Origin of the sequence: Chryseobacterium sp. WLY505, assembly GCF_030846215.1 — a bacterium.
Lineage (GTDB): Bacteria > Bacteroidota > Bacteroidia > Flavobacteriales > Weeksellaceae > Chryseobacterium.
In genome coordinates this window covers 126909-141685 of sequence record NZ_JAVCWI010000007.1, presented here as the reverse complement: position 1 = coordinate 141685, position 14777 = coordinate 126909, and the positions used below count along the sequence as shown (strand labels likewise).

Annotated in this window: 13 protein-coding genes; 9 read left to right on the top strand and 4 right to left on the bottom strand. The window is 36.8% G+C overall.

The annotated features are described in order from the left end of the window. The first annotated feature begins 25 nt into the window (after window positions 1-25). The 9 genes from RAH34_RS15400 to RAH34_RS15360 all read left to right on the top strand — a co-directional run bounded on the left by RAH34_RS15400 (window position 26) and on the right by RAH34_RS15360 (window position 9609). Entirely contained in the window at window positions 26-2404 is a 2379-nt protein-coding gene (locus RAH34_RS15400; protein WP_306596697.1) for a heavy metal translocating P-type ATPase metal-binding domain-containing protein, read from the top strand. Between the two features lie 109 nt (window positions 2405-2513). Continuing rightward, window positions 2514-2726: a cbb3-type cytochrome oxidase assembly protein CcoS gene (gene ccoS / locus RAH34_RS15395; RefSeq protein WP_034692599.1), complete on the top strand. Its 213-nt coding sequence runs from the start codon at window positions 2514-2516 to the stop codon at window positions 2724-2726. 21 nt (window positions 2727-2747) lie between these two features. Then, a complete protein-coding gene (ccoN, locus tag RAH34_RS15390; protein ID WP_306596696.1) occupies window positions 2748-5009 on the top strand; it encodes a cytochrome-c oxidase, cbb3-type subunit I in 2262 nt (753 codons plus the stop codon). A gap of 22 nt (window positions 5010-5031) precedes the next feature. Beyond that, complete coding sequence (locus RAH34_RS15385; RefSeq protein WP_002983870.1) at window positions 5032-5232, top strand: cbb3-type cytochrome c oxidase subunit 3; 201 nt, start codon at window positions 5032-5034, stop codon at window positions 5230-5232. Between the two features lie 10 nt (window positions 5233-5242). Continuing rightward, on the top strand, window positions 5243-6124 hold the full coding sequence (locus RAH34_RS15380) for a cbb3-type cytochrome c oxidase N-terminal domain-containing protein (protein WP_306596695.1): 882 nt from the start codon (window positions 5243-5245) through the stop codon (window positions 6122-6124). Window positions 6125-6219: 95 nt separating this feature from the next. After that, on the top strand, window positions 6220-7674 hold the full coding sequence (ccoG, locus tag RAH34_RS15375; protein WP_306596694.1) for a cytochrome c oxidase accessory protein CcoG: 1455 nt from the start codon (window positions 6220-6222) through the stop codon (window positions 7672-7674). Window positions 7675-7684: 10 nt separating this feature from the next. Next, complete coding sequence (locus RAH34_RS15370) at window positions 7685-8137, top strand: FixH family protein (protein ID WP_114821645.1); 453 nt, start codon at window positions 7685-7687, stop codon at window positions 8135-8137. Continuing rightward, complete coding sequence (locus RAH34_RS15365) at window positions 8128-8853, top strand: sulfite exporter TauE/SafE family protein (RefSeq protein WP_034692613.1); 726 nt, start codon at window positions 8128-8130, stop codon at window positions 8851-8853. The genes RAH34_RS15370 and RAH34_RS15365 overlap by 10 nt, the downstream gene beginning before the upstream one ends. An 18-nt stretch (window positions 8854-8871) precedes the next feature. Then, the gene (locus tag RAH34_RS15360) at window positions 8872-9609 is read left to right on the top strand and encodes a hypothetical protein (protein ID WP_114821643.1); all 738 of its coding nucleotides are present in this window, start codon (window positions 8872-8874) and stop codon (window positions 9607-9609) included. A 56-nt stretch (window positions 9610-9665) separates the two neighbouring features. On the opposite strand, the gene serS is transcribed toward RAH34_RS15360, so the two are convergent. The 4 genes from serS to RAH34_RS15340 form a co-directional block, all read right to left on the bottom strand. Continuing rightward, window positions 9666-10934, bottom strand: a complete 1269-nt coding sequence (gene serS / locus RAH34_RS15355; protein ID WP_306596693.1) for a serine--tRNA ligase — start codon at window positions 10932-10934, stop codon at window positions 9666-9668. A gap of 66 nt (window positions 10935-11000) precedes the next feature. Next, complete coding sequence (locus RAH34_RS15350; protein WP_114821641.1) at window positions 11001-11519, bottom strand: hypothetical protein; 519 nt, start codon at window positions 11517-11519, stop codon at window positions 11001-11003. Between the two features lie 37 nt (window positions 11520-11556). After that, window positions 11557-13455: an asparagine synthase (glutamine-hydrolyzing) gene (gene asnB, locus RAH34_RS15345; RefSeq protein ID WP_306596692.1), complete on the bottom strand. Its 1899-nt coding sequence runs from the start codon at window positions 13453-13455 to the stop codon at window positions 11557-11559. Between the two features lie 67 nt (window positions 13456-13522). Beyond that, entirely contained in the window at window positions 13523-14776 is a 1254-nt protein-coding gene (locus RAH34_RS15340) for a lipopolysaccharide biosynthesis protein (RefSeq protein WP_306596691.1), read from the bottom strand. Between the last annotated feature and the right edge of the window lies 1 nt (window position 14777).

The following is a 14777-nucleotide window of genomic DNA, read 5'->3' as shown; positions in this document are numbered from 1 at the left end:
ATTTTGTAGTTCAATATTTTATGGGGTGAGCGAGAACTGTTTTCATTGTGGTCAAGGGATAGAAAAAGAGAGAATTTTATTTGATGAAAAGACTTTCTGTTGTAATGGATGTAAGTCTGTTTACGAGATTCTAAATTTAAATCATTTAGGCAATTTCTACGAGCTTAATAAAGGAGCAGGGATTCGTCCGAATGATGAAAATTCTTCTCAATTTGATTATCTGGACACACCGGAAATCTTTGAAAAAGTCACTGATTTTTCTGAAGGAAGCACTAGTCTTGTGACTTTCAAAATCCCTGTCATTCATTGTTCTTCATGTATCTGGCTATTGGAAAGCCTTCATACATTAAACAAACATATTAAATATTCACAGGTTAACTTCACAAGAAAGACCTTACAGATCTCCTTCAACCATAACGATCTGAAATTAAGCGAACTCGCTAAATTCTTAACCAATCTTGGGTACAAACCTGTTATCAGCTTAGAAACCGCTGATAAAAATGAAGATCACCTTGACAAATCTTTACTGGTAAAGTTTGCCATTGCAGCGTTTGCTTTTGGAAACGGAATGTTCCTTGCCTTTCCCGAATATATAGGAGGGGAAGATTATTGGATGGAACATTACAGAGGCTTATTCAGAACTTTAATATTCCTCCTGGCAACTCCTGTTGTATTTTATTCAGCTTCAGACTATTATAAATCCGCCTGGTACGGTCTAAAAAATAAAATCGTCAACATTGATGTTCCGATTGTCTTAGGAATTTTTGTTCTCTACGGAAGAAGTATCTACGAAGTCGTAACAGATTATGGGCCAGGATATTTCGACACTCTTTGCGGGTTGTTATTCTTTATGCTTCTCGGGAAAATTTTCCAGAAAAGAACATACAGTGCTCTTTCCTACGACAGAGATTACAAATCTTTCTACCCGATTGCTGTAACGAAAGTAGACTTCGAAGGAAAACAGGATAACATTCTTCTTTCAGAGGTAAAAGTAGGAGACCGAATTCTGGTTAGAAACCAGGAAATCATTCCGGTAGATGCTATTCTGATCAACGGAGAAGGAAATATTGACAACAGTTTCATTACAGGAGAAAGTGAAAGTATCAGCAAACAGCCTGGTGATAAAATTTTTGCAGGAGGTAAGCAGATAGGATCATCTCTGGAACTGGAAGTTATCAAAGATGTAGACCAGAGTTACCTTACTCAGCTTTGGAACAAGGAAGCATTCAAGAAACATGAAACCGGACTTGATACGTTAACCAACAACATCAGTAAATACTTCACATTCATCATTTTAGGTATTGCTCTTGTTGCTGGAACTTATTGGGCATTTATTGATCTGGAGAAGATGTTCCAGGTTATTTCAGCCATTCTGATCATTGCATGTCCTTGTGCGCTTGCGTTATCTGCACCGTTCACTTTCGGTCACATTATGAGGATTTTAGGTCGAAATAAGTTCTATGTAAAAGATACTTTAACGATTGAAAAAATTGCTAAGCTGGACACGATTGTTTTTGATAAAACAGGAACCATTACCCACAGAAAAAAATCAAATATAAAATACGAAGGTTCCGAGATCAATGAATTTGATTCTCTGAATATTAAAACATTATTAAAGAACTCCAACCACCCGCTTTCAAAATCATTGTACGAATTCATTGAAGTGAACGATGAGTATTTCCCGGTAGAGAAATTTGTTGAAATTTCAGGAAAAGGATATGAGGCCAGTGTAAGAGGAAATCTGTATAAAATTGGTTCTGCCCGCTACAACAACCAGGAGCCTAAAAACCTTGAAACAGCGGTTTATATCAGCAAAAACGGAGAATATTTAGGAAAATTCATCTTTAAGAATGAATACCGTCCGAAGCTGAAAGAACTTTTCACTAAACTTACCAATTATAAAATATTTATTCTGAGCGGAGACAATTCCTCAGAAGAAAATCAGCTTAAAGAGCTTATCCCTAATTACAAAGGAATGGCCTTTAACCAGAGCCCGGAAGATAAGTTAAACTACATCAAATCCCTTCAGGATCAACACTTAAAAGTTGCAATGCTTGGAGACGGTCTTAATGATGCAGGTGCTTTAAAACAAAGTAATGTAGGAATTGCTATTGCTGACGATACGAACAGTTTTACCCCATCTTCTGATGTGATTATGAATGGAGATAAAGTGGTTACTCTGGACAATTACCTGAACGTTTGTAAGGGTTCTATTACCATTGTGAAAATGACATTTATAATCAGTTTTCTGTACAATATTGTTGGTTTAAGTTACGCTGTTACAGGGCATATGCATCCGCTCTTCGCTGCAATCATCATGCCAATCAGTTCGATTACGGTGGTTACCTTTACTACACTTTCAACCTGGATATTAGGTCGTAAACATTTCAAAAAACAGGCGTAAAAGCCCTTATTTAGACTGATTTTAAATTAGCTGAAATCGGCATTTCGTGATGAATGTCATTATTTTTCACTAAATTTGAACCCCGAAAATAGGTTAATTTTGTTGTCCAATGGATATTCTATATTTAATGATCCTCTGCAGTGTTTCTTTAGCTGCGATTTTCTTGGTCGTATTTATAGTGTATGCCCGAAAAGGACAGTTTGAGGATGATGAATCTCCTGCTGTCAGAATTCTTTTCGATGATGAAAAAGTCAAAGAAAATGATGAAACAGGCGACAAAAATAAAGACGAGAAAGAAATAGGAGAAAATAATAAAAATTGAGAAAAATAGTGAATAGTTGATATGGAAACACAGAAGTTTAGTTATGACAATAGTATTGTCCGTGCGTTCCTTTATGCGACCTTAGTTTTCGGTCTCATTGGATTTACGTTCGGGCTTACGGCGGCATTAATGCTTTTCTACCCGGAATTACCTGAATTCTTTTTCGGGACGGATGACACAACCATTAAAAGTTTGGCATCTGGTAATATTGAGGGGTTAATAAACACTCATGGTGCATTTGGTTTTGGTAGAATCAGAATGCTGCACACCAACACCGTAATCTTTGCATTCGTTTGTAACATTGTTTACACGGGTATTTATTACTCATTACAGAGATTATTAAAAACAAGAATGTACAGTGACACCTTGTCTTGGTTACATTTCTGGACCTGGCAGTTTATGATCGTTGCTACGTTCGTTACCTTCTTTATGGGGATCAATACCTCTAAGGAATATGCTGAACACGAGTGGCCGATCGACATATTGATCGCATTCTCATGGATCATTTTTGGTATCAATATGTTCCTGACTATTTCTAAGAGAAGAGTAAGACACCTTTACGTAGCTATCTGGTTCTATATCGGTACCTGGATTGCAGTAGCAATGCTTCACATCTTCAACAACCTTGAAGTACCTTTATCTTTCACAGGCTGGAAATCTTATTCAGCATATGCAGGGGTAAAAGATGCGATTGTACAGTGGTGGTATGGACACAATGCGGTTGCATTCGTATTGACAACTCCGGTTCTAGGTTTAATGTATTACTTCCTTCCGAAGGCTGCAGACAGACCGGTATTCTCTTATAAGCTGTCTATTATTCACTTCTGGTCATTAATTTTCGTATATATCTGGGCTGGTCCTCACCACCTTCAGTATACAGCTCTTCCAGCTTGGGCTCAGGCGGTAGGAACAGGGTTCTCTATCATGCTTATTGCACCATCTTGGGGAGGTATGTTAAATGGTCTTCTTACGCTGAGAGGAGCTTGGGATAAAGTAAGAGAAAATCCTATCCTTAAGTTCTTCGTAGTAGCTGTTACCTGTTATGGTATGGCAACGTTTGAAGGACCGCTTTTGGCAACTAAAAACATCAACAAAATTGGTCACTTTACAGACTGGGTTATCGGTCACGTACACTTAGGAGCTCTTGGATGGAATGGTTTCATGGCATTCGGGGTTATCTATTATCTGGTACCAATTATGTGGAGAACAAAACTTTGGTCTGTAAAATTAGCTAACTGGCATTTCTGGTTAGGTACTTTAGGAATTATCTTCTATGCAGTTCCAATGTATATTTCAGGATTTACACAAGGATTAATGTGGAAACAATTCAACCCGGATGGAACCTTATTATGGAAAAACTGGTTGGATACGGTAACGGCAATTATTCCTTACTTCAAAATGAGATTCGTAGGAGGTTTATTCTATATCTCAGGATCTATCCTGATGATTGTAAACATAATCGCTACAGTAAGAAAAGGATCATTCCAGAAAGAAGTTCCTGCTGAAGCTCCAGCGTTGGCAAACATCAGTAAAAACAGAAAAGAAGGAGAAGGTACTCACCTTTGGCTGGAAAGAACTCCGGTATTATTAGGTATCTTATCTTTCATCACGATATCAATCGGTAGTTCAATTGAAATCATCCCTACACTATCGCTTAAGAAAAGTGTACCTACGATTTCTGCTGTGAAGCCTTATTCACCGCTGGAACTTGAAGGTAGAGATATCTATATCCGTGAAGGATGTAACGCTTGTCACTCTCAGATGATCAGACCGTTCAGAGATGAGATTACAAGATTCAACGGTAAAAACGGACAATACTCCAAAGCTGGAGAATTCGTATACGACAGACCATTCCTATGGGGTTCTAAGAGAACAGGGCCGGATTTACATAGAGAAGGTGGTAAAAACCCAAGTTCTTGGCACTACAAGCACATGTACAACCCAAGATCTACTTCTGCAGGTTCTATCATGCCTCGTTACCCATGGTTAATTGCTACTGACTTAGACAGAACTAAGATGGTAGACAAAATGAAGCTGATGAAGAATGTATTCGATGTACCTTATACTAAGGCTGAAATCGATTCTGCGGATAAATGGGCTAACAACCAATCGGCAAAAATTGTGAAAGATATCTTCTCTGAAGCTAATGACCTTAAGCAGGCGTATGCTAAGAGACCTCAGGGAGAACTAGAGAAAAAAGAAATTGTAGCTCTTATTTCTTATCTTCAGAGATTAGGTACTGATATCAAAACAACTGAAATCAAAACAGCAAGTAATAACTAAAAAACATTAAAAGGTTCATACTATGATTCCTCAGAATTTTAAAGATATATTATCCAATACAGAAAACGCTGGTTTCTACCAGACGCTGGCTCTGATTTTCTTTATGCTGTTCTTCATCGCTTTGGTAATCTATGTTTTTAGCAGACCTAAAAAATATTACAAAGAAGAAGAAGAGGCACCTCTTGGGGATGATGAAGATGACGATTTTAATTTAAAAAATTAAACTATTTTTTATGAAACAAAGAACACCTGTTGTTATAAACATCTTAATAATAATCGGACTTTTAATAGTTTTTTATTATTTATTTGTACAGAGCTACGCGTTCCTTTCTTCACCTTACTTCTGGGGAACTGTTGTAATCGCCGGGATCCTTGCTTACATTCATGGAGCAATCGGAGACCTTATCGAGAACAACAAATTCAAGAAATTATCTCCTGAAGAAAAGGCAGCTTATTTAGCCGAAAAGAAAGTTCCTTATTTCAAAAGATTGTACCAAAGTGCATTCAAAAAGCAATCTGCTTCTGAAGAAAAGGATATCCTTATCGACCACGGTTTCGATGGAATCATGGAGTTGGATAACCAATTACCGAAATGGTGGGTAGGTTTATTCTATTTTGGGACCGCTTTTTGTATTGTATATATTGCAGCATACTCTTTCACAGACTTCGCTCACCCGTTAACCGAATATGAAAAAGAATATAAAGAACAGTTGGCAAGTATTGAAGAATATCAGAAATCTCAGCCTCCTGTAACTATTGAAACCGCTAAGTATTCAGCGGATAATATTGCAGAAGGTAAAGAATTATTCAAAACAAACTGTGCATCTTGTCACAAAGAAGACGGTAGTGGAGGTATCGGACCTAACCTTACTGATAACTACTGGATCAACCAGCCTGAGAAAACGTTATTCAAAAACGTATTCCATATGGACTGGAATGGTTCTCCTACTAACCCTGCGATGAGAGCATTCGGTAAAAACGGAGAAGTTTCAGGTGCAGAGATTGAGAAGATTGCAGCGTATGTATATCACATCAACCAGGAACAACCACCAGTGACTCCAGCTCAGGGAGGAGCAGCTCCTCAAGGAACTGAAGCACATTGGGAAAAAGAATAATTTAAAAAAATTAGAAAATATATGAAGAAACATAATTTGTTATTAGATTAAAATAGTAACGAATTATGTTTTTTCTTTTTTAAAACCTATTACATATGTCAGACATAGAAGAAATAGAAGTACGCGGCGGACAGGGACAGGTTCTGGACCCTGAGACTTATAGAGATTCTATAGGGACAATGGAGCAATCCGGAAAAAGAAGATGGGTATTTCCAAGGAAACCAAAAGGGAAATATACCAACTACAGAAACATTGTAAGTTACCTTTTATTAATTGTTTATTTTACATTACCATTCATTAAAATCAATGGCAACCCATTGTTGATGTTTAATGTAATAGACAGGGAGTTTTTCATCTTTGGACAGCCTTTCTATCCACAGGACTTCTTTATCCTTACTTTGGGTGCTATCGCCTCTTTAATCTTTATTATTGTTTTTACGATTGCGTTCGGAAGAATTTTCTGCGGGTGGATTTGCCCTCAGACAATTTTTATGGAATCGATCTTCCGTAAAATCGAATATCTGATTGAAGGAGACCGAAATAAGCAGATGAAGCTGGACAGACAGGAGTGGAACAGTGAAAAGATCTGGAAAAGAAGTTTGAAATGGACTGTTTATATTATCATTTCATTGGTGATCACTCACTTCATGTTCATGTATATTGTAGGATATGAAGAAGTATTTAAAATTGTTGGTGAAGGACCATTTGCACATCCTACCAATTTTATTGTAATGATTCTTCTTACCGCTGCATTTTACTTTGTATTTGCATGGTTCAGAGAGCAGGTTTGTACATTGGTTTGTCCTTACGGAAGACTTCAGGGTGTCTTGATCGATAAGGATACCATCAATGTATTCTATGATTTCAAAAGAGGAGAAAACAGATCTAAATGGAGAAAAGGTGAAGACAGAAAAGCTGCCGGAAAAGGAGATTGTATCGATTGCCACCAGTGTGTAGTGGTATGCCCTACCGGAATTGACATCAGAGACGGACAACAGCTGGAATGTATCAACTGTACAGCATGTATTGATGCCTGTGATGAAGTAATGGAAAAAGTAGGTCTTCCAAAAGGATTGATCCGCTATGCTTCTGAAAACGAAATTGAAAAAGAAACTCAGTTCAAGTTTACAGGAAGAATGAAAGGTTTCTCAGTATTCCTGTTCCTTCTTGTAGGATTCTTAGGATATCTTCTTTACAGCCGTGGTGAGATGGAGGCTAAATTCATCAAACCTGCGGGAAGTACATTCTTTGTGAGAGACGGTAAAATTACCAACACTTATAATTATACATTCCTTAATAAAACGAACGAGAAAAAAATCGTTACCATCAAAGTGATAGATCCGGCACATGGTGAAATTACCTATAGTGCATCGAGTAAGATTCAGGTAGACAGAGATAAAATTTCCAAGGGAACCATCAATATCAGCTTCCCGGAAAATGATATGAAACTCTCTAAACAGAATATTACTATCGGTGTTTATGATATGAAAGGTAAACTGATTGATTCATACCAGACTTATTTTGAAGGACCTTTTAAACTGCAATTTTAATTAGAAAAGAATGAAGAACTTTAGTTGGGGACACGGTGTTGTAATTGCATTATTAGCATTTATAGTTTTTATATTATCCATGATGTTTCTTTTCCCGAACGGGCAGAAGAACTCTGAAATGGTAACCGATAATTATTACGAAGAAGAGTTGAAGTACCAGGACGTGATTGATGCTAAGAAAAAAGCAGATGATCTTCAGGAAAAACCTGCATACAGCCAGGATACCAAAGGCATTACAATCACTTTTCCAAAAGAATATAATAACTCCAATACTACGGTAAAATTTGTTTTAAACAGAACCGACGACCAGAATTTAGACATTAAAAAATCTGTTCAGCTTGATGCCAGCCAGTCTTTCACAATTCCTGCACAGGTATTGAAAGTAGGAAACTACACCTTAAGATTAAGCTGGACAAAAGATAAAACAGACTACCGAATGGATTATGATGTGATATGGAAATAGGACTTATTGTATCGGCTATTGCTTTAGGCTTTGCTTCCGGATTTCACTGTATCGGAATGTGCGGACCTATTGCATTATCGATGGGATTAACCAAAAAACAGGCTGCCAATTTCTATCTTCAGAACCTTACTTATCAATTCGGAAGAATTTTCACCTATTCATTATTGGGTGCACTTCTCGGAATTATCGGACAGGGATTTGAAATGGCAGGCTTCCAGAAATATCTGACCATTACTGCAGGAGTTCTCCTGATTATTATGGCTGTATTTTCATTTGGCGGAAAGGATTTTGCTTCAAAAATTCCTTTTCTCTCCAAATTTCTGTACAGCGTAAAAATGAACCTGGGAAAACTTCTTCAGAAAGCAGATTACCGTTCAAGATTTACAACAGGCTTATTAAATGGTTTTTTACCATGCGGAATGGTGTATATGGCGCTTACCGCCAGCCTCGCAGGTGGAGGAATATGGCAGGGAGCTTTGTATATGGCTTTATTTGGTTTGGGAACCCTTCCGTTCATGTTTGCTATCGTTCTGGCCGGAAATCTGATGAATCAGGCCTTCAGAGTAAAAGTTTTAAAAGCCGTTCCGGTAATCATGATTATTTTGGGAGGATTATTCATTCTGAGGGGTCTTGAGCTGGGAATACCGTATGTTTCTCCGAAAGCGGAAGCTATGACAATTATTAAAGATCCGAACGGAGCTGTTAACTGCCATTAATTTGTATTTAAATTTATCATGAAGAAAACCATCATCTTATTTCTGATCAGTCTTTTTATACTGCAATCCTGCAGTATCAATTCTGAAATTGTCTATCATAAAGATGCGGCCTCCTCTTCTGTCACCGATATTGATACAAGAGAGTTTATGGCTGAAATGATGGCGATGACACCGGATTCATTAAAGCAGAAGGAATTTGGGGAAATGGACAGGCTTCCGACTACCTGGACAAGCATGTATGATCTTGCCAAAAAGGAAGGAAAGTTAAAAACCGAAAATCCGGACTCCATCAGAATCATGAAAAAAGTTTTCATGAAATCCACAAAGGAGGATAACAAGCTGGCAGGATTTTCTTTTAAAATGGAACATTTTACTCCCGAAGATTATTTGGTTTTGAAAAGTTTTACAAAGACTGAAAAAATCCCTTTAGATCAAAATATTTACAATAACTGGGATGGAAAAACGCTCACTATTGATACAGAAAATTTTAATCTTAGAAGTATTGAAGAGGCTGTAAAGACCAAAAGTTCAAAGGAAGAAGCTGAGAAAGTAGCCGGTATGATGGTAATGTTTTTCAAAAATATTGGTACAACCTTAAAATTTGAAAATAAAATAAAATCCATTTCAGGTAAACATGACTGGGTAAAACAGATTGACGACCATTCCATAAGAATAGACTATGATCTGAAAGCCATTTATGATAAAGATACAAAACTCAAAAACGAAGATAAAAAGATTACCATCGTTACAGAATAAAAAACAAAAACCACCGGAGATCGGTGGTTTTTTATATACTTAATCAAAAGATTCTCTTAGTTAATAACATCAAATCTCGCATATTCTGCAATCTTCTTAGGAAGCTTAATTCCTTCTGTAGTCTGGTTATTCTCCAGCAATGCGGCCATAATTCTTGGTAATGCCATTGCTGATCCGTTTAAGGTATGAACCAACTGAGATTTACCATCTCCCTTATAACGGCATTTCAGTCTATTGGCCTGGAATGTTTCATAATTCGAAACAGAGCTTACTTCCAGCCACATTTCCTGAGCGGCACTCCAAACTTCAAAATCATAAGTCATTGCAGATCCAAAACCTGTATCACCACCGCAAAGCCTTAAAACTCTGAACGGAAGTTCAAGATCGGTAAGGATTTCTTTGATATGCTCTACCATTTCTTCCAAAACAGCGTAAGAATTTTCCGGTTTTTCAATTCTTACGATTTCTACTTTTTCAAACTGGTGAAGGCGGTTCAATCCTCTTACGTGAGCACCATAGCTTCCCGCTTCTCTTCTGTAGCACTGAGAGAAGGCTGTATTCTTAATCGGAAGATCTTTCTCGTCAAATAATACATCGCGGTAAAGGTTTGTTACAGGCACTTCAGCAGTAGGAATCAGGTATAATTTATCTTCATTGATATAATACATCTGTCCTTCTTTATCCGGCAGCTGCCCGGTTCCAAAACCAGATGCTTCGTTGACAACGTGAGGAGGATTTACTTCTGTATATCCTTTTTCTACGTTTTTATCTAAGAAATACTGAACCAAAGCTCTTTGTAATCTTGCCCCTTTCCCTAAATACACAGGGAAACCTGCACCGGCAATTTTAACCCCTAATTCAAAATCAATAAGGTTGTACTTTTTCGCCAGTTCCCAGTGAGGAATAGCTCCTTCACCAAGACCTTCTACCGGATGAGACTGGAAAATGATTTCGTTATCATCAGCAGAAGCTCCGCTTTTTACCAATTCATTCGGAATATTGGGAAGCAGGTACAGAATATTCAGTAAGTCGTTTTCTTTGCATTCTAACTGGGATTTCAATTCTGAGCTCGACTCTTTGTATTGTGCTGTTTTAGACTTTGCAGATTCCGCTTCTTCTTTTTTCCCTTCTTTCATCAAAAGTCCGATTTCTTTCGAAATTTTGTTGATTTCGGAAAGCTGGGAATCTAGTTCAAACTGGATTCTTTTTCTTTCGTCGTCGGCAGCGATAGCCTCGTCTACCAACTCAAGATTTTTGAATTGTCTTTTCTTAAGACCTTCTAAAACGCGTTCTTTATTGTCGCGCAAAAAATTGACTTGTAACATTTTATTTAGATGTTAAATATTAGATGTTTAGCTCATAATAAGCTAACAATTATACAAATTTAAAAATTATTTTGTGATCGTAACGGTATTTATTGAAGTAGGTGCATCAGCATCTTTTGAAAACACTTCATTTCCGTCATACAAAACCTTTGAAACCTGAAAAGCCGTAGGAGTATTACGATATTGAACTTCCAATGTCCCTGTAACATTATCACTAACATTGGTACTCTTTGTAAAAGTAATTAACATTTTGGAATGGTAAGAAGTTCCTGTACCTGGTTGATCCGGGCTGATAGAATCCAGTCTCCTTCTTTTTGCTCCTGCAAGATATTCCATATAGTATAATGACTCGGGAGACGTTTTTAATGAAATACTTACCGGAGAAATATCTTTCGTTCCAAAAATATCATTCACGGAATATCCCGTATAAGATCCTGTAAGTTTACTGTTCAGAAGATCCTGACCCGCACTGTTTTTCATATAAATATTCAGCTCCTGATCTATTCTCTGCAAAGAATCATCATCATTTTTACAACTGATAAGTGCGAAAACTGCAACCAATATGCCCCAAAAATATTTCATCATAATACAAAGGTAAAATATTAATCTTTAGACTGCTTCTTTATTCTTCAAAATATTTCTGATACCATAGCTCAAAGGTAACCAGCTGCCATATTTTCACCCAATCATACTCATGTTCCTGATGATTCCACCACTCATCAATCACTGCAGCGTTAAAGAAATTTCTCTTTTTTAAGCTTTCAAGATTTTCAACGATAAAGTCTCTTACTCTTTTTTCGTTTTTAATGAAATGACTGACAGGAAATGAAAATCCTTTTTTAGGCATATTCAAAACTGCCTGAGGAAGATATTTTTCAGCGGTTTTACGTAATAGAGGTTTATTCTGAACTCCATTAAATCTAATATTCTGTGGAAGTGCAGATACATAATCTATCAGGCTATTACTCAGATAAGGATAACGGAATTCCACGCTGTATTTCATGGCACTGAGGTCATCCCGGAAAACATGGTGGGAGGAAAGTGAATATTTCATGTCATATTCAAAATACCCGGCATAGTTTTTTGCTTCTGAAAGGTGGTATTTTGAAAGATGTAAATCTATTTTACTATAGATATCCGGGTTTATAAGACTTTTAACTTCCAACGGTCTCATACTGATCTGACTTTGTCTGAAAAAATCAAACATGTGATCTTGGGAAAAATAGTTTTTAACCCGCTGTGAAAATTTATCTTTTGTAAAAATAAAAGGATTTACAAAATTGAAATTCCTCATCATAAGCCATTTATTCAGCTTCAGCGTATGGGAATAGCCGGCAAAAAGTTCATCAGCTCCATTTCCGCTTAATACAACTTTAAAGTTTTTATCATGAGCGTATTTTGCAGCGTTGATCAACACTTCAAAACTGCTGTAAGGCTCTTCAAAATGCTGGATATTTTCTTTAAGGTGTTCCAGTGCTTCTTCATCACTCACCTCTTTTATCTCATGCAAAACATCAAAATGTCTGGCGGCTATAGAGGCATTTGTAACTTCTTCTTCAGAAAACGGATAAGAGATTGTGTATGTATTAACATCAGCATTAAAAGGTTTTGATTTTGAAGCAATTAACGTCGAATCAATTCCACCACTCATCATAATAGCCACAGGAACATCCGCATATAATTGTTCAGAAATACTTTCAGAAAGAAGTTCATCTAATTTTTTTACCGCTTCTTCTTCGGAAATATCGTTTGAAAGTGGTGAAGGTAATTTCCAGAATTTTTCTTTGGAGATCTTATAATCCTTTAAATCAATAGTCATAAAAGAAGCAGGTTCCAGGGAAAAAATATGCTGAAAACAGGTTTGCGGAGCCAATGTTGTCTGAAAAAGAAAATTGGTATAGACTCCATTCCAGTTGATTTCAGCTTTTACCAGTTCATTTTTCAGTAATGCTTTTATTTCTGATCCCCAAACCAGTCCATCCTTACTGTGATGATAAAAAAGAGGTTTCATCCCCACTCTATCTCTTACCAATATCAGTTTTTGTGAGATAAGATCTACGATACAGATTGCAAACATTCCATCCAGTTTTGCAAAAGCAGAGTTTCCCCACTCCTGATAGGCTTTGAGAATTACTTCAGTGTCTGAAGTACTGTGGAAAGAATACCCTAAAGATTCAAGTTCTTTCCTTAATTTTTTAAAATTATAGATCTCTCCGTTAAAGGTAATGATGATCTGCTCATTTTCTGAGAGCATAGGCTGATGCCCTTTTTCAGACAGATCAATAATGGATAATCTACGGAAACCCAAGGCAATATTAGAATTTCCGTCTTTTAAAACCGGAAACTGTTCTTTAATTTTTTGCGTGGAATCATTCCCTGAAAAAGAAATTCCCTGATCAGCACTGTATAACCAGAATCCTTCATCATCCGGCCCGCGATGTTTGATCGCCTGACTCATTTCCAGAATATTTGTTGAGGAAATACTTTTATGAAATGAATAATAACCGGTGATTCCGCACATAGTAAAGGATTAATAGATATGTAAAAATAGGAAAAATGACATTATGGTAAGGGGAGCTCTGAAGTAATTATTTCTTTAAAAGTTTTTGCCTTAAAAGCTGTATTTCTTCTTTTGTAATCATATAGTCTTTCAAAGTAAACGGAGTAGAATTATAAAACTTTCTGAACAACAGAAAAGCAGAAACAAAATAGGACGATGTAGTAGCAACACAAGCGCCTATAATTCCCCATCTTGGTATTGCAATGAAAGAAAATACAACGGTAACCACAAGGCCTACAATTGATTTGACATTAAGAATTTTCAGTTCTCTCATTCCTGAAAAGTAGTGTCCCACCATATCACTTAGCGCAATAGCAAAAATTCCCGGTGATAAAAGGAGCATGATTTCTTTGGTATCTCTGAATTCTTTTCCGAAAATCATCTCATAAACCTGAGAGGGTATAATAATGATTCCCAGCACAAAACCAATCATCAGAAAAAAGGTCAGCTTTAAAGATTGTTTGGTTTTCTCAATAGATTCTTCCCTGCTTTTACTATTGACAACATCCGAGTATAGAATCACTGCAATACTGCGGGTAATAGTCCATATAGCTTCCGAAAAAGTAACTCCGATAGAGAATATTCCAACACTGGCGATGCCTTCAAAATATTCTAAGAAATAAAACGAAAGCCTGTAATTCAAAAACTGAACAAAAGCACTCAATTGAGTTTTCCAGCCATATTCAAACATATTTCTTCCTACCTCTTTACAGAATGATATTTCAGAAATATTGCATTTTTTGATAATCTGAAAGAAACTAGTGAGGAAAAGAAGCGCCAGACAGCCAATCTGTGCAAGAAAATACACAGTAACATCTTTCTTTCCAAACCCATACACCAATATTCCTATAAAGATAATATGGACCAGTTGCTGTAAAACAGTATACACATTAAATCTTTTAATGTTCTGTGTTCCAATAAACAAGCTGATATTGGTAGATAAAAGTGAAGAAAAAACAGATATTCCGATCAGATACAACAGATATTCACCCTGGATAGAAGCTATACTGAATAAAAACGGGATCAAAAGCCCTGTCAAAAGAGACCACAGATAGGCATACAATAAAACCTTTTCTATTTTGAATCTTGAGGCGAAATAAGACGCACTGCTTCCGGAAAAGATACTGCTGAAAAAGCTTACTGCTGCAGCATTCGCCACCACAATAGAAATGGTTCCCTTACCCTCACTTCCCCACATATTCGTAGAATAGATCACCAGGCCGAAACTCAGGATCAGAATAAGAAAGCGTGAGACAAATGTTTTAACGATAGTAAGCTGCATG

Bases quoted from the DNA above. Each gene is read 5' to 3' on its own strand.
- ccoS (WP_034692599.1), top strand. From the start codon at position 2,514: ATGGATATTCTATATTTAATGATCCTCTGCAGTGTTTCTTTAGCTGCG.
- ccoN (WP_306596696.1), top strand. From the start codon at position 2,748: ATGGAAACACAGAAGTTTAGTTATGACAATAGTATTGTCCGTGCGTTC.
- RAH34_RS15385 (WP_002983870.1), top strand. From the start codon at position 5,032: ATGATTCCTCAGAATTTTAAAGATATATTATCCAATACAGAAAACGCT.
- RAH34_RS15380 (WP_306596695.1), top strand. From the start codon at position 5,243: ATGAAACAAAGAACACCTGTTGTTATAAACATCTTAATAATAATCGGA.
- ccoG (WP_306596694.1), top strand. From the start codon at position 6,220: ATGTCAGACATAGAAGAAATAGAAGTACGCGGCGGACAGGGACAGGTT.
- RAH34_RS15370 (WP_114821645.1), top strand. From the start codon at position 7,685: ATGAAGAACTTTAGTTGGGGACACGGTGTTGTAATTGCATTATTAGCA.
- RAH34_RS15365 (WP_034692613.1), top strand. From the start codon at position 8,128: ATGGAAATAGGACTTATTGTATCGGCTATTGCTTTAGGCTTTGCTTCC.
- RAH34_RS15360 (WP_114821643.1), top strand. From the start codon at position 8,872: ATGAAGAAAACCATCATCTTATTTCTGATCAGTCTTTTTATACTGCAA.
- serS (WP_306596693.1), bottom strand. From the start codon at position 10,934: ATGTTACAAGTCAATTTTTTGCGCGACAATAAAGAACGCGTTTTAGAA.
- RAH34_RS15350 (WP_114821641.1), bottom strand. From the start codon at position 11,519: ATGATGAAATATTTTTGGGGCATATTGGTTGCAGTTTTCGCACTTATC.
- asnB (WP_306596692.1), bottom strand. From the start codon at position 13,455: ATGTGCGGAATCACCGGTTATTATTCATTTCATAAAAGTATTTCCTCA.
- RAH34_RS15340 (WP_306596691.1), bottom strand. From the start codon at position 14,776: ATGCAGCTTACTATCGTTAAAACATTTGTCTCACGCTTTCTTATTCTG.